Annotated in this window: 20 protein-coding genes; 3 read left to right on the forward strand and 17 right to left on the reverse strand. The window is 35.9% G+C overall.

Going from position 1 to position 21,211, the window contains the following annotated elements:
• Nucleotides 1-171: 171 nt before the first annotated feature.
• The 4 genes from rho to R3E91_04290 all read right to left on the reverse strand — a co-directional run bounded on the left by rho (nt 172) and on the right by R3E91_04290 (nt 5,923).
• Entirely contained in the window at nt 172-1,539 is a 1,368-nt protein-coding gene (rho, locus tag R3E91_04275) for a transcription termination factor Rho (protein MEZ5315407.1), read from the reverse strand.
• Between the two features lie 108 nt (nt 1,540-1,647).
• Nucleotides 1,648-2,250, reverse strand: coding sequence for a dephospho-CoA kinase (coaE, locus tag R3E91_04280; protein ID MEZ5315408.1), 603 nt, complete (start codon nt 2,248-2,250; stop codon nt 1,648-1,650).
• The gene (gene polA / locus R3E91_04285) at nt 2,244-4,904 is read right to left on the reverse strand and encodes a DNA polymerase I (GenBank protein ID MEZ5315409.1); all 2,661 of its coding nucleotides are present in this window, start codon (nt 4,902-4,904) and stop codon (nt 2,244-2,246) included. The genes coaE and polA overlap by 7 nt, the downstream gene beginning before the upstream one ends.
• On the reverse strand, nt 4,901-5,923 hold the full coding sequence (locus R3E91_04290) for a S49 family peptidase (protein MEZ5315410.1): 1,023 nt from the start codon (nt 5,921-5,923) through the stop codon (nt 4,901-4,903). Before R3E91_04290 ends, polA begins: the two co-directional genes overlap by 4 nt.
• 364 nt (nt 5,924-6,287) lie before the next feature.
• Here R3E91_04290 and R3E91_04295 point away from each other — a divergent pair, with 364 nt between their 5' ends.
• Together R3E91_04295 and R3E91_04300 are read left to right on the forward strand one after the other, a co-directional pair.
• Complete coding sequence (locus R3E91_04295) at nt 6,288-6,893, forward strand: DedA family protein (protein ID MEZ5315411.1); 606 nt, start codon at nt 6,288-6,290, stop codon at nt 6,891-6,893.
• Between the two features lie 9 nt (nt 6,894-6,902).
• The gene (locus tag R3E91_04300) at nt 6,903-7,412 is read left to right on the forward strand and encodes a CDP-alcohol phosphatidyltransferase family protein (protein ID MEZ5315412.1); all 510 of its coding nucleotides are present in this window, start codon (nt 6,903-6,905) and stop codon (nt 7,410-7,412) included.
• A gap of 33 nt (nt 7,413-7,445) precedes the next feature.
• On the opposite strand, the gene R3E91_04305 is transcribed toward R3E91_04300, so the two are convergent.
• From R3E91_04305 to R3E91_04350, 10 genes are all read right to left on the reverse strand, one after another.
• The gene (locus tag R3E91_04305) at nt 7,446-9,005 is read right to left on the reverse strand and encodes an Npt1/Npt2 family nucleotide transporter (GenBank protein MEZ5315413.1); all 1,560 of its coding nucleotides are present in this window, start codon (nt 9,003-9,005) and stop codon (nt 7,446-7,448) included.
• 247 nt (nt 9,006-9,252) lie between these two features.
• Entirely contained in the window at nt 9,253-10,527 is a 1,275-nt protein-coding gene (locus R3E91_04310; protein ID MEZ5315414.1) for a phosphoglycerate kinase, read from the reverse strand.
• A 209-nt stretch (nt 10,528-10,736) separates the two neighbouring features.
• Entirely contained in the window at nt 10,737-11,279 is a 543-nt protein-coding gene (gene pdxT / locus R3E91_04315; GenBank protein MEZ5315415.1) for a pyridoxal 5'-phosphate synthase glutaminase subunit PdxT, read from the reverse strand.
• Nucleotides 11,276-12,154: a pyridoxal 5'-phosphate synthase lyase subunit PdxS gene (gene pdxS / locus R3E91_04320; GenBank protein MEZ5315416.1), complete on the reverse strand. Its 879-nt coding sequence runs from the start codon at nt 12,152-12,154 to the stop codon at nt 11,276-11,278. Before pdxS ends, pdxT begins: the two co-directional genes overlap by 4 nt.
• Nucleotides 12,155-12,163: 9 nt before the next feature.
• Nucleotides 12,164-12,913, reverse strand: a complete 750-nt coding sequence (locus tag R3E91_04325) for a DUF3820 family protein (protein MEZ5315417.1) — start codon at nt 12,911-12,913, stop codon at nt 12,164-12,166.
• On the reverse strand, nt 12,910-13,488 hold the full coding sequence (gene yihA / locus R3E91_04330) for a ribosome biogenesis GTP-binding protein YihA/YsxC (GenBank protein ID MEZ5315418.1): 579 nt from the start codon (nt 13,486-13,488) through the stop codon (nt 12,910-12,912). Before yihA ends, R3E91_04325 begins: the two co-directional genes overlap by 4 nt.
• Complete coding sequence (tsaE, locus tag R3E91_04335) at nt 13,463-13,894, reverse strand: tRNA (adenosine(37)-N6)-threonylcarbamoyltransferase complex ATPase subunit type 1 TsaE (GenBank protein MEZ5315419.1); 432 nt, start codon at nt 13,892-13,894, stop codon at nt 13,463-13,465. The genes yihA and tsaE overlap by 26 nt, the downstream gene beginning before the upstream one ends.
• Nucleotides 13,870-14,589 (reverse strand): DUF2709 domain-containing protein, encoded by a 720-nt coding sequence (locus R3E91_04340; protein MEZ5315420.1) that lies wholly within the window; start codon nt 14,587-14,589, stop codon nt 13,870-13,872. The genes tsaE and R3E91_04340 overlap by 25 nt, the downstream gene beginning before the upstream one ends.
• A gap of 186 nt (nt 14,590-14,775) precedes the next feature.
• On the reverse strand, nt 14,776-15,990 hold the full coding sequence (locus tag R3E91_04345) for an aromatic amino acid transport family protein (protein MEZ5315421.1): 1,215 nt from the start codon (nt 15,988-15,990) through the stop codon (nt 14,776-14,778).
• Between the two features lie 114 nt (nt 15,991-16,104).
• A complete protein-coding gene (locus tag R3E91_04350; protein MEZ5315422.1) occupies nt 16,105-16,713 on the reverse strand; it encodes a thiamine diphosphokinase in 609 nt (202 codons plus the stop codon).
• Nucleotides 16,714-16,936: 223 nt separating this feature from the next.
• Here R3E91_04350 and trxA point away from each other — a divergent pair, with 223 nt between their 5' ends.
• On the forward strand, nt 16,937-17,263 hold the full coding sequence (gene trxA / locus R3E91_04355; protein MEZ5315423.1) for a thioredoxin: 327 nt from the start codon (nt 16,937-16,939) through the stop codon (nt 17,261-17,263).
• Between the two features lie 199 nt (nt 17,264-17,462).
• On the opposite strand, the gene R3E91_04360 is transcribed toward trxA, so the two are convergent.
• From R3E91_04360 to hisS, 3 genes are read right to left on the reverse strand one after another with little or no spacing between them, the layout of a single operon-like run.
• On the reverse strand, nt 17,463-18,122 hold the full coding sequence (locus tag R3E91_04360) for an FKBP-type peptidyl-prolyl cis-trans isomerase (protein MEZ5315424.1): 660 nt from the start codon (nt 18,120-18,122) through the stop codon (nt 17,463-17,465).
• 1 nt (nt 18,123) lies between these two features.
• Nucleotides 18,124-19,899 carry an aspartate--tRNA ligase gene (gene aspS / locus R3E91_04365; protein ID MEZ5315425.1) on the reverse strand — a complete coding sequence of 592 codons (1,776 nt, stop codon included), beginning with the start codon at nt 19,897-19,899 and terminating at the stop codon, nt 18,124-18,126.
• Nucleotides 19,877-21,154, reverse strand: coding sequence for a histidine--tRNA ligase (gene hisS / locus R3E91_04370; protein MEZ5315426.1), 1,278 nt, complete (start codon nt 21,152-21,154; stop codon nt 19,877-19,879). Before hisS ends, aspS begins: the two co-directional genes overlap by 23 nt.
• Nucleotides 21,155-21,211 lie beyond the last annotated feature (57 nt).

Raw genomic sequence — 21,211 nt, forward strand, 5'->3', positions numbered from 1 at the left:
GATTGAATAACCATTTTAAACATCAACAGAATTCCATTCCATTTATCATCTAATGATTGGGTAGTTAAGGTTTTCAGTTGTTAGTTCAATTCAATCAAAGAGTTACGATTTTCATCTTCTTAATTAGGGAGTTTCGATAATCTAAACAGAAAATTCACATTATCGAGTTTCCTAGTCTTTAAAAGAGAGCAGAAATTCTGCATTACTATTTGTTTTTCTAAGTCTTCCAATTAAAAGATTCATTGCATCGAGAGGAGTTAAGTCAGCAAGTGCTCCTCTTAACGAAAAGACTTTTTCTAGCTCAGATGGATGGTAGAGAAGCTCTTCTTTTCTCGTTCCACTTTTAATGAGGTCAATCGCAGGATAGACACGACGATCAGCTAAGCGTCGATCAAGAACAAGTTCCATGTTTCCTGTCCCCTTAAATTCTTCAAAGATCACCTCATCCATTCGTGAGCCTGTCTCAATAAGCGCTGTAGCAAGAATAGTTAAGGAGCCTCCTCCTTCGATATTACGAGCTGCACCAAAGAAACGTTTCGGTTTGTGTAAAGAGCTTGCGTCCACCCCTCCTGTCAAAATTTTCCCAGAATGAGGTTGAACAGTATTATAAGCGCGTGCTAGCCGAGTAATTGAGTCGAGAAGAATGACAACATCATGACCATGTTCAACAAGGCGACGTGCTTTCTCAATGACCATTTCAGCAACTTGAATATGTCGTTCTGGTTGTTCATCAAAGGTAGAAGCTACAACTTCTCCATTGACCATACGTGACATATCTGTCACTTCTTCAGGACGCTCATCGATCAGTAGTACAATCAAATTGACTTCTGGATGATTAATTGCAATGGCATGAGCAATACTTTGCAAGATCATCGTTTTCCCAGAGCGAGGGGGAGCCACAATCAATCCACGCTGACCTTTACCTATAGGAGCAATCAGATCAAGAACTCGTTCAGAAAGACGTTCCTTTGTCGTTTCCATCACAATACGTTGATTAGGATAGAGAGGTGTGAGATTTTCAAAGAGCACGCGTTCTTTAGCTTTATCCGAAGTCGAGCCATTGACTGTTTCTACTTTCAAGAGAGCAAAATACTTTTCTTTTTCTTTAGGAGAGCGAATGGTCCCAATGACAGTATCTCCTTTTTTAAGATCAAAACGGCGAATTTGTGCAGGAGAGACATAAATATCTTCAGCAGAAGGACAATAGTTATAAGTTGGTGAGCGTAGGAATCCAAAACCATCAGGTAGAACTTCCAGGACACCTTCTCCAATGAGCATTTCATCTGGTCTTGTAGACTTAATCTTAACAATTTCAAAGACCATCTGGGACTTTGTTAATGAAGCCATATTCTTAATTCCATAATGACGAGCTTGATTATTTAGCTCTTCAATATCCATTTGTTGTAATTCAGAAATTTTCGTTACAGTAAGAGGAGTTTCAGGCTGTATCCGAGGTTCTTTTAGTTCTTCAGAGACTATTTTATCGGGAGGGGTAAGAGTAGAACGTTGCTTATCGTCATTTGAATTTTTTTGATTCATACAAAGACTCCAAAATTTTCTTGTGTTTTAGGTAAAAGGAAAATGTTTATATTAATTTTAACTGGACAAATAATAATTAAATTTAGATTGATTAATTTAATAAAATCTCTACTCTTCTTTTAAATCTTTAAAGAGTTTTTTTGCTAAAAAATACAAATCCGATCGACTACCGAAATTCTCTACAACAAAGTTCGCTTGTTTGCATTTTTGTGCTATTGGTATTAAACGTTTATCTCTTCTTTCAAATTCTGCTATATCATAGGGTGTTGATATTAAAAATCTGCGCTGACTCACTTCTCTGTTGCCAATGACAACGATGATTACATCGTATAATTCCTGTTGATTACTTTCAAAAAGAAGAGGGTTTTCAACGATAAAAAGAGGACATGAGGTTTGTGAAACTTTTTGGTATTTAGTTTCTATTACTTCTTGGACTGCTGGATGTATCGCTTTTTCTACTTTCTCTAATAAAGGTAAATCACGAAATACCCTAGAGGCAATCTCCTTTCGATTTAAATCATTTCCATCAACAATTTCAGTCCCTAAGAGATCAATAACTTTTCTTCCTACAGGCGTTGTAGGTTTAAGAAGCTTATGCACTATCGCATCTGAATTGATGAAACAAGCGCCAAGCTCTTCAAAAAAAAGGCCGAGAGTCGTTTTGCCTGAGCAGATAGAGCCTGTTACAGCAACTTTTTTCAATCTTAACATTCTGCCCAATTTTTGCCAATAGCAACATCCACAACTAAAGGAACCTTTAAAGGTAAGGCTGTTTCCATTGCTTTTCTAACAAGAGGTTCTAATGCATCAATTTCTTCATTTGGACATTCAAAAAGCAATTCATCATGGATCTGTAAAATTAGATATCCTTGCATCCCTCGAATACGGATTTGCTCATCAATTTCTAACATGCCTAGCTTAATTAAATCAGCAGCGCTTCCCTGTAAAGACGTATTAATCGCAAGCCGTTCTCCTTGGTGACGAATCATTGCATTATGATGACGAATCTCAGGAATTTCTCTTTGACGACCAAGCATTGTTATGGCCTTACCAGTTTTTTTTGTCTCTTGGACGCATAATTCGATATACTTATATACAAGAGGATAGCGTTCGAAATAAGCTTTAATGAAATCAGCTGCTTTTTTGATATCTATTCCAAGTTCCTGAGAAAGACCAAAGGCTTGTTGACCATAAATAATTCCAAAATTAATGACTTTTGCCTGTTGACGTTGAGTCGGTGAGACTGTTGATAGAGGAATACTAAAGATCAGTGAAGCTGTGTACGCATGAATATCTTCACCATGTTTAAACGCTTGAAGAAGTTGAGGATCTTCACTTAGGTGAGCAAGAAGACGCAATTCTATTTGTGAGTAATCAGCTGATAAATAGCTCCATCCTTTTTTTTGTGGTTTAAAAGCTTGACGAATGCGTTGACCATACGCACTCCTTACAGGAATATTCTGTAGATTTGGATTTTGACATGTTAAACGTCCTGTTGCTGTAATATATTGATTGAATGTGGCATGAATGCGGTTTGTATTAGGATGAATGTTTAAAGGAAGGGTTTCAACATATGTTGAACGAAGTTTTTCAAGAGAACGAAAAAACAGAATTTTTTCAGCAATGGGATAGTCTTTCGCAAGTAACTCAAGGATTTCTGCCCGTGTAGAGAGGCTGGTTAGGGTTTTTTTTAATGGTTGAATCTTCATTTTATCAAAAAGAATCATTGCAAGCTGTTTTGGTGAATTAATATTAAATGTTTCACCAGCTAGTGTATAAATCTCTTGTTCGAGAGAATGAATTTCTCTCTTTAACTCTTCGGAAAGATCCATCAGCTCTTCTCGATCGAGATAGATTCCTGACCGTTCCATTTTAGCCAAAACATGCATTATAGGTAGCTCAGTTTCATAAAGAATTTTATCGAAATGTTCCTTATGAATCTCTTCTTTTAGAACCTTTTTTAATTGGAAAATGTTATCGACATTCTGACAGCAATAGTGAGAAGCTTGCTCGATAGAAATGTCAGATAGGTTAATCTTTTTTTTCCCGCTTCCAATCAAGTCTTCAATCGGGTTTTTTACTTTACCTAAATATTGAAGTATGAGGGATTCTAAGGAATGGCGTCTACTCTCTGCATGAAGAAGATAGAAGGCGAGAATAGTATCAAAATTTACATTTTTGATTTCAATACCATGCTTAGCCAATGCATGGAGATGGTCTTTTACATGATGACCAAAAAACACAAGATTTTGATTGCTAAATATTTTTTTAAGTTCATTTAAGATCGTTGTTGAATCCATTTTCCCATTTAAAGGAACATAGAAACCCTCTCCTGCTTTTATACTAAAACTTAAGCCTAAAATTTCTGGAAGCAACGGATTTTGATTGGATATTAGTATATCAAAGGCAATCTCTTTTGAAGATTCGAGGGAGTTTAACAGCTTTTGGAATTCTATTTTATCTTCAATAAGGTGGTAAATACTTTCTTCTTTGAGGGAATCTTGATTAGCAACAGAGTATAATTCTTTGAGAAGCGTCTGAAAACCGAGATCGATGTAGAACTCTTTCAACCTATTCCAATCAGGAGAAGTTTTAGTAAAATAACTCTCTTCTTTAGGAAAAGAAATATCTATTTGAATCGTAGCAAGTTTTTTGCTTATAAGAGCGATATCGCTTTCTTCTTTGAGTATTTTTTGTTTTTTTTCTCCTTTAATTTTGTCAGCATTGGCTAACAGGGTTTCAAGAGAGCCAAACTCGTTAAGAAGAGAAATGGTAGTCTTTGGGCCGAATCCTTTCACACCTGGAATATTATCAGAAGAATCCCCCACTATAGCTAAGAGATCGATAATTTTCTCAGGAGGTACACCGTACAACTCTTCTACTTTTTTCTTATCAATTATCAAGTTATCTTTCCAAGTATTAAGAATGAAAATTCTATCATTCACGAGCTGAGCAAAATCTTTATCACTTGTGCAAAGATAGACATTAGTGCCCTTTGCAGCAGCCCAAACTGCAATGCTTCCCATGGTGTCATCAGCTTCTACTTCTGGGACTTGAATTTGCGGAATGCCTATCAAATCACAAAATTCTTTTGCGCGCTCAATCTGTTGAGGAAGATCTTCGTAGAGACGTAGACGATTCGCTTTATATTTTTCGTAAATCTCGATTCGTTTTTTTTTATTATCAGGACTATCAAAAACTGCAATGATGTGTTCGGGATTAAAATCTTTGAAAAGTTTTAAAATAGACCGAATAAAGCCATATAGACCATTTGTGGATTCTCCTTGAGGGCTAACCATTGGAGGAAGAGCAAAATAGGCGCGAAAAAGATAGCCCGAGACATCAAGGATGTAGAGTGTTTTCATTTCCAGTATAAAGCATTGCCTTCAGAAATAGGGAGAGAAAATTCATGTTTGATCTTTCCAGAAACAATAGGAGAACAGGGTGTTTCTTTGATCACTTTTTTTAACCAAGAAGTCGATTCAAAACCGACAACTTGATAATGGTCTTCAATTCCAACTTCTTTGGCAAGAGCATTTAAAACTTCACGACGGCTAGCATTGCTTTCATCAATGAAGCCATGATCTTTAGCCTGTGGAGGAGTTAAGACTTTCGCTCCAATGTTATCTTTTAAATTATTCATGTCAATGGGTCGATTTAAGGTCACAATTGTGGTAAATTGCTGATAAAAATAATCTATCAAAGACTGATAGTCTTCTTCCTCTCCTTCATGCCAAGGACGGAAAGGGTTCATTTGATCTTTGCCTTTTCCAGCTGATAAAGTCATCGATTCGATGCCAATTTTTTTCATTGTATCAGTAAAATTCATGAAAGGAGGCCAGTTAAGGACACCTATTGATCCAATCACACTAACTTCACTCGCAAAGATTTTATCACTGGCACAGGCAATATAATAGCCACCGGATGTACATAGCCCATCAATAAAAGTATAGATGGGGACATGGTATTTGGTTTTGTATTCTTTAAGGTGACGGTAAATAATGTTTGAGTCATTCACTCCTCCACCAGGAGAATTAATCACTAGGAGAATCCCTTTGACTCGATTATTCGAAAAAGCCTCTTCTCTTGATTTAATTAGGATCTCTTCAATCTTTTTCCCTGTTAGCTTATCTTTGCCAATCTCTCCCTCAATTGTGATTTGCAAAAGAATCGGAGAATCTCCGGAAAGTTTTTTCCTGTTTCCATCACCATCAGGAAGAATTTCTACATTTGCAGAAAAGGTTTGGTCATCGTTAGATTTGAAGACTAAGTAAGAAGCAAGAAAAATCCCAAGTAAGCTAATCACCGTTCCAAGGACACCAAAAAAAGCAATAAAGAATGCACGAAATGCACTCATAAAGACAGATTCATGAATTATTTTCATAATTCAGCATATTAATCCACCTCTCTTTTTCAAACAAGGATATCAAAGTTTTTTTGTCTCTGAATCTTGATCCCTTTTGATCTTACTTTAAATATATATATATATATTAATTTTTAATTAAATACTTTGATCTTTATATACAGAAGTAAGATTTTCAATTAAAAATACATGGTTGTACTCATCGATATCATGACTTTCACATTGAGTCAGTAGGGGGATTTAGAGTCATTTTTTTCGACTTGAATGAAGAGGTTTTCAATTGGAATAAGCTTAGAGGATGCAACCAGTAATGAGAAAATAGGAATTAATTATCGAAATTTATATGTATTATTTTTATTATTTTCATTTAATATAATTGCCGGTTATGGAGACAATTCTTTCTTTTATTCAACTACATGCTTATCATGCTCATTGGTTTGTTTTTGGTCTCTTAATGCTTGCGGGACTCAATTTTCCTATTAGTGAAGACTTGGTAATTATTTTTAGTGCGATCCTTGCAAGTACGATTGTTCCTGAGAATATATTTAAATTATTTCTAGCTGTTTTTTTAGGGGCCTATCTCTCAGATTGGTTGGTTTACTGGATTGGTAGACTTTGGGGAGCACACTTATGGCGGCTGCGTTGGTTTGCTTATCTTTTCAAAGCAAAAAGATTAGAACAAATAGAACAATATTATCAGAAATATGGATTATTAACTCTACTTGTAGGGCGTTTTATTCCATTTGGAGTACGTAATTGCCTATTTGCAACAGCAGGTTTAGGGAAAATGCGGTTTAGTAAATTTTTAATTGGGGATGGGATTGCCTGTCTTATTTCAAACGGCACGCTTTTTACAATCGCCTATTTTTTTGGTAAAAACTGTTCTTATTTTATCCGGTATGTCAATGTCATTTTCTTTGGAATCTTTCTGATCGCTATAATCAGTTGCATTTGGTATAAGAAAAGCAAAGCAATTTCTTCAACTGACTAGTATTGGTGAATGCTAAATCTTTCTAATATCCTGTCCCTATCTCGCGCAGGGTTTGCCCTTGCTTTCCTTCAAGATAATCCATGGGTCCGTTTACTTGCCATTGGATTAGCTATGCTCAGTGATTTTCTTGATGGTTATCTTGCTCGTCTTCAAAAAACCACAACTCAATTTGGAGCTATTCTTGATCCAATTATGGACAAATTTTTTGTTTTTTTTTCTGGCGGAGTCTTTTTTTTAGAAAATAAATTAACTCTTTTAGGGCTGGCTGCTCTGCTATCTAGAGATATTTCACTTTGTTTTTTTGGACTATTCTTAGGAATTGTTCGTGGTTGGGATGGATATGAGGTAAGAGCCATTTGGTGGGGTAAAATTACTACAATTGCACAATTTGGCTTACTAATTTGTTTAACTCTCAATCTTATTTTCCCGAAGTGGGTCTATCTTATTTTTGTCACAATGGCTGCATTTGCCTTTTTTGAACTCCTTCTTCGTTACTATCGTGATCTAAACAGATCATGAAATTCAATGAGAAAAGCAGTTAATAATCAAATATTAGTTGGAAATGAGTTCTGCTTTTTGTTGATGTTCAGTTTTTATTGGTTGAGGAGAGGGCGTAGCTTTATTGGAAGGCAGAGCATTAAATTGTCTGCCTAAAGATAAAACTGCTACAATCCAAAAGATAATAACGAGAAAAAGGATGGCTGCAACAATATGAGCACTTGCTGAAATCGTTGCAAAAATCACAAGAAGTCCCTGATGAATCAAAGAGCCTCCTGATTTTCCGAGTCGGGAGCCTACACCATCAATTGCTGCTTTCCCTTTAATTCTGTCGAAAGCACTTAGAGGAATAAAAGCCATTTCTTTAGTTGCATCAAAAAGAGTGTATTTAGATGCACGACACAAGCAATTTTGCATCGAACCAAATAAAACTACAATCATTAGAGGAGAAGTTCCAAAAAGAGCCAGGGCTCCGGTAAGTTGATGACGTCCGAAAAAAAAGAGAAAGAAAAAAAAGCTAGTGATTAACAAAATAATCGGAGTGATTAAAGCAGTAGGAGTCCATCCAAATCGACGAATCAACTGTCCTGAAATTAAGATTGAAGTTAAGACAGAAATCACACCTGTAATTGTTGTAATTTGGCTCATATAGGCATTGAAATCATTTGGTTGGGGATAGAGGGTGCGGACTTGGTCTTTCCAAATGACCTCAACTAAATTGATCACAATATTATAAGATAAAACGACAATAGCAATGTAGAGTAGGTAATTCGAACGTCCCAAAAGAGCAAAATTCTCTCGCATAGACATTTTCATTTTTGGGGTGGGAGATTCAATCGAGCCACTGGAATGGTGATCTAGAAAAATTTGTTTGGTCAGATAACGGTAGATGCACATAATTATGATTCCAGAGAAGATCACAACAAGCGTTAAAAAAATCATAGATTGGTGCCATGGATTTTCAGTAAGCATAATCCGTGAGCGTAAGAAATCTCCTGTTAAAAATACCGAAACTTGGCCAGAAGTAATTGCTGCAAGATTCAATCCGATTGCAATGAGACTATAAAAACGTTTTGCCTCACCAAGACGAGTCACCTCATTCGCTAAACCCCAAAAGAGCATTGAGAGAATAGCAGAGCTCCATAATTCTGACATAATATAGAAGCTACTGAATGTCCAATAGCGAAACATGGCAATCAGTCCCTTAAAACCAGCTGGCACATGGTCATGTAAAAAATCCGCAGTTTGATGAGGGTGGAGATAATCCCGCATGGGATAGATAATAAAGGTAAAAGAAGCAAAAAAAACGAGGAAAATTAAGATCATTCCATAAAAGACTCGCTCATGTTTTAAACGATTATTTAAACGGCTATAAATAAAGGTCATCAAAAGAGCCCCTGGAACAATGCCCCAGACTTTTATAAAGGGAATGACTTCAGCTCCGGAAGATTTAGCAGTGATTAAAAGCGTATCCTTCATATTCCGCAAAATGTGGTAATTGAAGCTAATGAAGAAGGCCATCACGAGGAGGGGAAGAAATTTAGATAATTCAAAACTGTGAATTGGCCATAAATAAGCACGCAGTTTAGAAAAACCCTCTCTATCTTGTGACATAGTCACCTGTTTTTTTTGAACGCTTATAAGCCAAAAAGAACCGTATTTTAAGAAAGATTTCCATCTATTCTTCAAAGAGATCGAATCATCATTATAAGATGAACGAATATAAGATTGCAAGATCGATTTGAAATATTTTTCTTATTTAAAAATCGCTTTTTATTCAAGTATTTTTTTTATTTAATAGAATATTGAATTTAATAAATTTATTTTATTTATTAAGTCAGCCAATCGAACAAAAATCAGGTTAAAGATGCTCTTTGTCTTTTCTATTCTCTTTATTTGGGGATATGGAGATCTTTGGTGATTTGTTTGATAAAGCTTGAATACAAGGAAGCGTTCCATGCTCAAGATAGTCAAGAGTGGCCCCTCCCCCTGTGGATATATAAGTCATCTTATCCTTTAATCCGGCTTGATTGATTGCAGCCACCAAATCACCTCCTCCTACGATAGTCACTGCATCTAATTGTGTAAGGTGATAGGCCAATTCATATGTTCCTTGGCTATAAGCTGGTAATTCACAGACCCCAACTGGTCCATTCCATAGGATGGTGTTAGCATGCTGAAAGAGAGTTGCAAAATGGTGAATAGTTTTTGGCCCAATATCCAATCCACTATATCCTTTCGGAATGCCTTCTTTAGCTAAATCCACGACTTTTATAGGGGTGTCTGGATGAGAATTTTTTGCAATACGTGCATCTTTTGGAAGAATGATTTTATCATGAAAATCTTCTAAAATATCTTTTGCAAGTTTAAAAAATTTTGGATCAAACATAGATTGACCCACCTCATATCCTAAGACTTTAAAAAAAGTATAGGCCATACCTCCACTAAGAAACAAAAGATCGGTTTTTTTTAATAGATTTTTGATTAATCCGATTTTTGTCGAAATTTTGGCTCCTCCGATCAGAGCATAAAAAGGACGTTTAGGAGTATTTAGTATCTCACTGAGAACAGAGACCTCTTTTTCTAACAAAAAACCCGCAGCTGCTGTTTTTGAAAAAAATTGAGTAATTGTATAAGTAGAGCTATGTTTACGATGAGCAGTAGCGAAAGCATCATTCACATAAACATCAGCTAAACTAGCTAGCTCTTTGGCAAAATCAGGATCTATACTTGGTTGTAACTCAGCTGGATGGAAACGAAGATTCTCTAGAAGAAGCACGTCTCCTTGTTTTAGATTGATTGCCATTTCTTTCACTTCTTGTCCTATACAGTCTGGTGCCATTTTGACAGGCCTTCTAATGAAAGTCTCTAGAGCTTTAGCAACAGGTAAAAGAGAAAATTTGTGATTAAACGGATGATCTGGTCGACCTAAATGGCTCATTAGAATCAAAGCTTTGCTTTGCTTAAGGAGATAGAAAATTGAAGGAAGAGCTGCTTGAATACGTGTTGTATCAGTGATACTTCCATCAGCATCAATTGGAACATTAAAATCGACTCGCATGATGATTTTTTTCCCTTGTAGACAGAGATCTTGAATAGATAACTTTTCTGGTTCTTTGTGGTTAAGTTGAATCATCAATTGTCCAAATCATCAGAGGCGACTTTTAGTCAAAGTAAGTTTAATTATTAAATTATTTTTTTTAATTTAAAATAAAATTAGTTAAATTTTTCAAAACAAAAGAGATAAAAATACATCGAGAGAGTTTGTATTCAGATTATGGGTTTTTTTAAACCACTATTTTCTACCTTTAGATAAACATTGAATAAATAAAATAAGATGCGGGTTTAGGGATGAGTAGCAGTGGTTAAAGATTTGTTATCCTTGCACATCTTAATGAAATAGTGGTGGATTGCAGGGTTCTTGGTTAACTCTGGATGAAAAGCACTAGCTAAATAGTTTTCTTGACGAACAAGGACAGGAGTTTTGGCTAAAAGAATGACTTTAGAAGAGTGAATAGCTGTAATACGAGGTGCTCGTATAAAAATCGCATGTATTTTCTGGGGTGTATCAAGGTAGACATCGAGGTGAGTCGAAAAAGAGGCATATTGTCGGCCATAGGCATTGCGTTCAATGGTAACCTCAACGAGGCCAAGACGAGCTAAGAGGATCATTCCAGCACAGGTCCCAAAAATAGGGCGGGGAAAATTGGCTAAAGGCAGATCATTAAGTTTCCATATGGTAGTTGACTCACCTCCTGGAATGATCAATCCATCAACATCATCAAGTTGACTCATACGGCGGACTTCAACTGCAGAGACATCAATTTGTCTAAGCATTTCAATATGTTTAGAAAAAGCTCCTTGTAGGGCTAAAACTCCAATTTTCATTGGATTGCCATTGTGTTTCGAACCTCTTCGGGAGAAATTTCAGCTAATCTCGAACCTTCCATGCCTTCTAAAAGCCCTTGTGAGGCTTTTAGTAACATAGTTGCATCACGAAAATGTGTTGTTGCCATTACAATGCTTTTAGCTCGATTTTCTGGATCTTTTGATTTAAAAATCCCTGATCCAACAAAGAGAGCTTGGGCGCCAAGCTGCATCATAAGGGCGGCATCAGCAGGAGTTGCAATTCCTCCAGCTGAGAAGGTTGGTACAGGCAGTGTACCATGTTCTACAGTCCAATAGATTAAGTTATAAGAAACCCCTATTCGTTTTGCCTCAGCCTGCCAGCCCGTCTGATCAAGTGTCTGCAGATAGCGAATTCTTTCTTGAATAGCTCGCATATGACGTACAGCTTGGACAATATTTCCAGTGCCAGCTTCTCCTTTAGTACGAATCATTGCAGCTCCTTCTTCAATACGCCTTAAAGCTTCATCTAAATTAGATGCCCCGCATACGAAGGGAATCTTAAAATCTCTTTTATCGATATAGTGTTCTTCATCAGCAGGAGTTAAAACTTCACTTTCATCGATAAAATCCACTTTGAGAGCTTCTAAAATTTGTGCTTCAACAAAATGACCAATACGACATTTTGCCATCACAGGGATCGACACGGTATTTTGAATCGCATCAATTAACTCAGGGCGTGTCATGCGAGCCATTCCACCTTTTGCACGAATGTCGGCTGGGATACGTTCCAATGCCATCACAGCGACAGCTCCTGCTTCTTCAGCAATTTTTGCTTGTTCTGGAGTCACTACATCCATGATGACCCCTCCTTTTAACATTTCAGCAAGGCCTATTTTTAACTCTTGGTCTTTCATGATTAACTCCTAAAGATCTGAGAAGGGGTTTGAAGCTTCTTTGAATCCTCCTCCTTGTTTGCGTTTTTTTAGCTCTAATCGAATTGAAAAGAGCAAATCTTCATCAAAATCCATTCGTGCTGCCCATGTTAGGTATTGAAGGGGAATCTCCGAAAAAAGCCGCCCTTTGTATTTGCCGAGAGGCATAAATTTCATCTGGATGGGTTTTGATAGAATATCCATAATCTGCTCAAGAGTTTTATATCTAGCAACGAGATGTTTAAATACTTTGATATTCATTTTTACATCATTTAATGCTCGATGGGCAGGTTCCGTAGAGATGTTAAAATGATGAGAAAGCTTTTCAAGAGAGTTATTGGGACTATCTCCGTAAAGACGAGCGAGACGTAGAGTATCTATATAAGGATGTTCTTTAAGATTACAAGGAATACCTGAGCGCTCAGCAGCACGATTAACCATTTCTATATCTAAACCTACCCCGTGACCAACAATCATATCATTTGAAAGAAATGCAAGAAAATCTGAAATCACCATTTCAACAGGAGGTTTATCTTTGATCATTTCAGGAGAAATCTTATGAATTGCAAACGCTTCTTCAGAAATTAAGCAATTAGGCTTAACGAGCTTATTAAATTCATTGAGAATTTTTGAAAAAGTGAAGCGAATTGCTGCGAGTTCAATAATTTGATCTTTTTCTAGATCGAGTCCAGTAAATTCACAGTCAAGACAGACAAAAGTTGTAGTAGATAATAGAGTCAATTCAAAACCTCAGAGATAAAATGAATTAACTGATTCCTTCCTTCATTTTTTAAAACAGAGTAATGTACATAGGGAAGGGGATGTAAGAGATCAAGAATATTTTTTGTTTGCTGACTTCTTTGATTTTTTTTCAATTTGTCTACTTTTGTTAAGATGAGAATGGCTGGAATTTGTATCGCTTCAATCCACTCAAGCATCTGAAGATCATCACCATTAGGAATGCGTCGACTATCGACCAGAAATAAGATGAGTTTTGGTTTTGCTGATAGATATTTTTCCACAAGTATCTGCCAATCTTTTTTTACTTTAAAAGGAACTCGAGCATAACCATATCCAGGAAGGTCAGCAAAAATTAATTGATCATTCAGGGAAAAAAAATTAATTGCTTGGGTCTTACCAGGTGTTGAAGAGGTTTTTATGAGATTTTTTGACTTAAAAAGATGATTCAGTAAAGTCGATTTCCCAACGTTAGAACGACCTACAATTGCAATTTCAGGCAAAAAGCCAAAAGTAGGAAAATGTATGGGGTCAATGACTGTTTTTAAGAATTTAGGATTTTGAAATAGAAATTTCACGAGATTCTTCCGTTAAATGAGAAAGGTTAACAAAAATTGCTCTCTTGGGTAAAATGGAAATGATTTTTTCACTCCATTCAATAAAACAAATTCCTCCAGCAAAAAGATACTCCTCGAACCCTAAACTTAAAAATTCTTCACAACCATCCAATCTATAAAGATCAAAGTGATAAACATTCTTATAAATCCTTAAATAGACAAAGGTAGGGCTGACCACTTGATTTGGGAGGATTCCTGTGATGGCGTGCACGACTCCTTTCACAAAAGTGGTCTTTCCTGCTCCCACTTCTCCAGATAGACAAACAACAATATTTTTCTTTAACTCTATCTCTAAGCCAAAATTCATTCCAAGATTTAAGGTCTCTTCAGCTGAATGGGTAATTATGATTCTTCTGTTTCGACCCATTGGTTGACATAAGGATGAAAATCTTTATCTTCTGATAGATTTTCAACAAAGGTTGCAATTTTTTTTTCTTGTAGATGTTCTTGAATAAAATTAAGAAAAGAATCTTCAATTTGGAATCGATTCTGATTTTGTACTTCAACAAGCGTAAGATTTTTAAGGTAAAGATCTTTGAAGTTAGCAATTACAGATTGCTTATTATTAAAAAGTTTACCAGTAATAGCGGATGAGTAGACTGTTTTTGCAAGGGGTTCTTTACGTGGTTTAATATAGTTCTTAATAATTTCAGGATCTTCAGAAACAAAAAATCGTTTAGCTGGGACCCCCCCAATACGTTCTTTATTTTCAGGACATTTAGAGACCCAATCATAAATCGCATCCTGTGGGTTAGGATGAGTATTATTGGCAAAAACCTTTCCGGTAAAGGGACATATATAAATTTTTTTTGTGTGTTCATTGACAGAAGGAGGACCAAATCCAATTTTGATTTCAGTTTCTCGCCAAACCTTACCTTCTTTTTCAAGCTTGTCAATAGCAGCTTCACTGCTCTGATAGATCATCTTATCTGGTATAAAGAGGACGGGGTTTAGCTGAAATTTTTTTTCTAGGTAAAATAGATAAGATCCTAAAAGTTCAGGGGAACGTCTTTCTTCTAAAAAACTTAAAAGGTCTTTTTTAATCCTAATAGAAATGCTCATCTTTTTCTCAGATATTCGATTTGGAAGATAATAGCTTATTAAAATGATATTTATTTCTCAAGAACAACGAGTATTAGATCCCGATCTTACTATTCTTTTATTAGTAACCCTCGAGAAAGGATTCTATTTTTTAAAGATCAGTGAGAATTCAAGATATTCTGAAAGTATCTCTTTCAATAGATTCGATTAGATCACAGAGATCGAGATTCCTTGTAAATAGATTAAAAAAAAGATTGCAAATCCAATTAAAAAGAGAAGATAACATCCTCCGGGTACAAAGTGAGGTGTCGGGAGTTTATAGAAATACCTTGCTTTTGCAACCATGAAAATAGGGACAATGGCATTAATAATAAAACTTCCTCCTGGAACAATGGCGTAATTGATAATTTTTCCTATGAAAGGGCTGTGATATAGAAGAATTATAGGTAATGAAGGAAGGAAAATTAGACAACAAATCATAAAACGGGTTTGATAGATCCGTCTTGTTAAGGGAATAGAAAAGCAATCACTGTAAAAATCAATCATAGATAGAGTCACCCCAATGACTGAGGTATTAGCTGCAAAAAGAATGACACAATTTAAGGATCTCATCACCATTGGAAATTCTTTTCCCCAAGGAAACTGAGTCATTTCCTTGCCTTCAGAGAAAGATAACCAAAGAGGAATTTTCCCCATGGAACCCACGATGATCCATTGCCATACGATATAAAAAATGAGGGCGCTAGTGACGCCATAAAAAATAGATAACTGTACTTTCTTTTTTTCTCGATGCAAATAAGTGCAGAGTGTTGGGATAATTAAATTGAAACCAAATGAGCTAAAAATAATTGGGAAGGAGAAATAGATATAAATCCATGCAATTCGAGTTAAATATTGAGTATTGACTTGAGCAGCTTGATAGTAAAAAGTATAGAGAAAAGCCATCACCAGTCCGATCAGGAAGATAAAATTTGTTCGATTGGCCACTCTTATTCCACAGAAAACGACTACTCCAAAAGTAAATGCATAAAGAATGGATCCTAGAAAAAAAGGAAAACGAAATCCTAAAAATTTTTCACTCAGTAGATTAAAAGAAGATACTCCGGATAAGATGTAAGCTCCAATATAGGCATACATATTGATTAAAAAAATAATAGAGACGATAATGGCAGGAATTTTGCCTAAAAAAGTTTTAGAAATTGTATAAAAATTCGCTCCATCAGGAGTTCCAAAAGTCGCCTCTGCATAAAACATTGCATTAGCAAGAGTGAAAATCCAAATTATCACACTCATTAAAATCCCAGGAATAAACCCTGTGAATCCTGTGACAATCGGAAGGCTAAGAAAAGAAACTCCAATACAAGTTCCTGTAACCAAGCAAGTAGCATAAAAAATAGAACCTTTCTTCACTACAAAGCTCAATAATTTCTATCCTCTATATTAAAATTCATCCTAGCATTTTTTATTTAATTATTTAAATTTAATCCTATCGATGAAAAATGATCGTGTCATTTGTTAAATATTTAGGAATTTTTCTTAAGAATTGATAGTCAATAAGAGATCTCCTTCATCAAACTGGATCGATACTTTCTCTTGAATAGCTTGATTTGATAGACTTGAAAAGCTTTTGGTCAGTGTTTGGTTTTTGATTTCCCATTTAAGCCCTTGCGTGATCACTCCAGATACTCTAGAGCTAATAGGAATTAAAGAGATTGTCTGTCCTTTTTTACAAGAAAGGATATAAGATTTTGGGATTGCAAAACAGGACTCATATTCGGATTGAAACTGCATTGTTTCAGGGTAATTACATAATAGGTGAATATTTTTCAAAGTATGGTCTATCCGTTTTCCAAGTGCTCCACAAACTGTAAACATCTCGAATCCAGAATAGACTAAATACTCAATTGCTTTTTCTAAATCACTCTTATTTTGATTAGGAGTTTTGATTTTTATAAGATCGGAATATTTGTCTAATAGAGTTTGAGGGACTGAATCGAAATCTCCTAGAATCAAATCCACATCAATACCAGCTTCATCACAAGCAACTAACCCACCATCAATTGCTACGATACCTTGGCTTTTTTTAGCTAAAGTTGAAAGGAATATTTGATTAGGAGGGATTCCATTTGCAACTAGAGTTAACATAATATGTACCTATTCTATGAGAATAGCTGATAGAACAAAAGAGCTGCTCTGGCTTTTTTACAACCATGAGTAAAAAAAGGAAAGATGATTTACACAATTTTCTTAGATAGATTTTTTTGAAATTCAATCATTGAGCTATGAAAATCTTCTGTTCTACTATTGTCTTTTTTTTCTTTCTCAATTAAGATGAATTGTTTAATCAATCTTTTAAGGAGATTAGATAATGGCTTCATCTGATATTATTAAGCAATTTTTAGATGACAACTTTGATGAGGGAATCTCTCAAGGGGTTGTTTTAGTGGATTTTTATGCCGAATGGTGTGGTCCTTGTCGAATGCTTGCTCCAGTTGTCGAAGAGCTTGCTCAAGAAATGTCCGGTAAGATCACAGTTGCTAAAGTTGATACAGACCAATCTGTGGATGTTGCTGCGAGATTTGAAGTTACTTCAATCCCAACCCTCATCTTATTTAAAGATGGTGCGATTGTGAAGCGTGTCGTTGGATTGAAAGATCTAGATGCTTTACGGAAGATTGTCAATCAGGCACTCTAGCTTAAAAGTAGCGTATTTCGATTGATTCGACCATTGTTCTATCTTTTGTTCTAAGAAAAGGATTTTCTCAGATTTTAAAAACTTTGGAATAAATTCAGATAGACTGTGAGATTGATCATTTAAAAAAAATAAAAATGAAGGTTAAATTTAGAATATAGAGAATTTAGCGATTCTAAATAGGGATGTTTCTAGTTAAGCTTTATTTTTGTATCATTTCTTCACAAGCATTAGCATTTGCTTTTAAAACCTCAAATTCAAAAATTAGAAGAGAGTTAGGAGGTAGATTTCCAGAGATTCCGTATCCAAGCTCAGGATGAATGTAGAGAATGCGTTTTTCTCCTTCTTTCATCCCAACAAGTCCTTTTGTAAAACCTGGGATGGATTGTTTGATTGGTAGAGGTGTGGGATTATCGGAATGGGCAAAGATAGTGCCATCAATAAGAGATCCTTGATAGTGAATTAAAGGAGTTGAATCGCAAGAGACCTCTTCTCCACTGCCCTTTTTCACAATACGAAATTGAAGCTGAGGATCGATCTCTTCAACCCCTTTCTCCATTTTGTTCTGTTTTAAAAACGCATCTGCTTGTGCAAGATTATTTTCTGCTGTTTGTAAAAAAATCGTCTCTTGAATTGAAGAGATGGCTTGCTCATATTCTTCTTCACTCATGGGAGGTTCTTTCCCAGCGCGTGCATTTTGAATACCTTGAATAAATCGATCAAGATTACACTGAAATCCAGGTTGTACAAGATGACGAACAAGCAGGTAACCCATTGTTTCAGATATTTGATCATGATCAATCTCAGCATGACTCCAAGTTGAAGCAAAGAGACAGAAAAGCCATAGGAATGATTTTTTCATTTTAACTCTCCATCGGTTCAATCAGTATATTTAATTCTTTAAGTTGCTTTTTTATCACATTTGAAGGAGCTTCTGTCATTAGATCTGTAGATTTTTGTGTCTTAGGAAACGCAATGACATCACGCAAACTTTCAGATCGAGTAAGAAGCATCACAATGCGGTCGATTCCAAGAGCAATCCCAAGATGAGGTGGGGTCCCATATTTTAAAGCTTCAATGAAAAATCCAAAACGTTTTTTAATATCTTCTTCCGATAACTTCAGGAGCTGGAAAATTTTTTCTTGGAGTTCTCCGCTATGGATACGTTGAGAACCAGATCCAAGTTCATAGCCATTAAGGACAAGGTCATAACTCGATGATCTCACTTTAAGAGGATCTTTTTCTAAAAGAGAAATATCTTCCAGACGAGGTGAAGTAAAGGGATGATGTTCGCAGGTATAATTTTGAGTTTCAGAATCCCAATGTACTAAGGGAAAGTCTGTAATCCAAGCAAATTCATAGTGATCTGGTCTGATCCACCCATGCTGATTCGCAATATAACGACGTAGCTGATCAAGAGCCATATTTACGATTTTTTCTTCTCCAGCTGCAAATAAAAGAAGGTCTCCTTTCTGAGCTTCCATTCTTTGAATCAGTTCTTTTTGCAATGTTTTATGGAAAAATTTGGTAATACTTGAAACGAGACCCTCATCACCCACTTTCATCCAAGCCAGACCCTCTATTCCACAATGGCTAACTAGTTTTGTGTAATGTTCTATAGTTTTTCTTGAAAGATTTTCTCCACCTTTTACGCAGAGTCCTTTGACTATTCCTCCGTTCGAAAGCTGCTCTTTGAACACAGAAAAGTCAGATTTTTCCGCAATTTTATCAATGCGTGTCAGCCGCATACCAAAGCGTAAATCTGGCTTATCTGTTCCATAATGCTCCAAAGACTCTTGAAATGAAATACGACGGAAATTAGTTTGGATCTTAATATTCATAGAATTTTCAAAAATAATTTTGATCATCTCTTCTATTAATTGAAAGAGCTCTTCTTGAGAACTAAAACTAATCTCAAGATCGATTTGTGTGAATTCAGGTTGGCGGTCTGCACGTAAGTCTTCATCGCGAAAACATGTAGCAATTTGAAAATAGCGATCCATTCCGGCAATCATCAAGATTTGTTTAAAAAGTTGAGGTGATTGTGGTAAGGCAAAAAAACTACCAGGGTAAATACGAGAGGGAACAAGATAATCACGGGCACCTTCTGGAGTAGATTTCGCTAAAATTGGTGTGTTGATTTCTAAAAAACCATGAGCACTAAGGTAATTTCGGATGCTCAGCATGACCTTATGTCGAATTTCTAAATTTTTAGCGATGTTTCCTCTTCGAATATCTAAATATCGATACTTCAGTCTTAATTCTTCATGAATATCAAGGTATTCATCACAAATAGAAAAAGGAGGTGTTTTCGCTTTAGATAAAATTGTCAGTTTATTCGCACAGATTTCAATTGACCCTGTTTTAAGTTTAGGGTTTTCCATGGATTGTGCTCGGGCAACGACTTTTCCTTCAACAGCAATGACCCACTCAGCACGTAAATTGCTTGCTAATTCATGCATTGAGAGATGAATTTCGGGGTGAAAAACAATTTGTGTGATTCCATACCTATCACGCAAGTCAATAAAAATCACACCTCCATGATCTCGTCTTCGATGAACCCAACCAGTTAGGGTAACTTGTTGATCAATATTTTGAACCGTTAAGGTTCCACAGTCATGTGTTCTTTTGTAATTCATCCAATAACCTATCTAAAGGAAGAGATTTTATATTTCCAGACGCCATTTCTTTCATCTCTACTTTTCCTGAATTAATCTCGTTTTCACCAATCACTACAGTGTATTTAGCTCCTATAATATCTGCATAACGCATAGAATTTCTGAGTTTTGTTTCATTAAAGGCCATCTCAACTGGGAGAGTATTTTGGCGTAGATGGTTCATAATATGAAAACATTTTTTTTTAGCTTTTTCACCTATGGGAATCATAAACAGTAAAGGATGAGGGTAGGTAGGGAGGTTCACCTTTTGAGCGATCATGGTCTGAATTATTCTTTCGATGCCAGTACCAAATCCGCAAGCGGGAAGGTTAGGACCACCAAGTTGGGTCATTAAACCATCATAGCGTCCTCCTCCTCCTAGGCTATTTTGACTACCTAGTTCTGCAGAAGTGATTTCAAAAACAATATTATTGTAGTAATCCAGACCACGGACTAGTTTTGGATTAGAGATGAAAGGAATCTTCTCTTCTTCAAGAAGGTTGCAAAATTCTTGATAATGGGTTTTAGACTCATTGGAGAGAAAATCGTAGATGAGTGGAGCTTCAGTGAGTAATTCTTGGTCTTTTGAATTTTTTGAGTCTAAAATGCGAATAGGATTGGTTTGATACCGTTTTTGGCTTTCTAGAGAGAGGTCATTAAAATAGGGCTTTAAGTAATTTTTCAAGGCATCACGGAAATTTTCTCTTGTTTTTGCATCACCGATTGAGTTGATGTGTAGATTAAACCCCTGGAGACCGAGTTTCTTATAAAAAGACCAGAGAATTTGAATGATCTCTACATCTTGATAGGGAGAATTTGAACCAATCGCCTCCACTCCAAATTGATAGTGTTGCCGGTAGCGTCCTGCTTGTTGTCTTTCATAACGAAACATTGGACAGAGATAAAAGAACTTATGTATTGAACTAATCTGATGGAGATTTTTTTCAATAAAAGCTCGCATGACAGGTGTAGTGCCTTCCGGCCTTAGAGTCAACGATCGACCTCCCTTATCTTGGAAAGTATACATTTCTTTACTTACAATATCGGTATTCAGACCAATACTCCGGGTAAAGAGTTCAGTTAACTCAAAAAGGGGGGTGCGAATTTCTCGATATCCATAAAGATGGCAAATTGCACGGACTTGAGATTCTAAATATTCCCAAAGATGGGACTCACGCCAAGCCTCTGCATCTTTAGGTAGAATATCAAACACCCCTTTCGCAATATGATATGACATACAAGATAGGAATAGAATCAGTTAAATTTAAAACTTTATCCATCATTTAAACCTTTT

Source organism: Chlamydiales bacterium, from assembly GCA_041395025.1.
Taxonomy (GTDB): domain Bacteria; phylum Chlamydiota; class Chlamydiia; order Chlamydiales; family JAAKFR01; genus JAJACP01.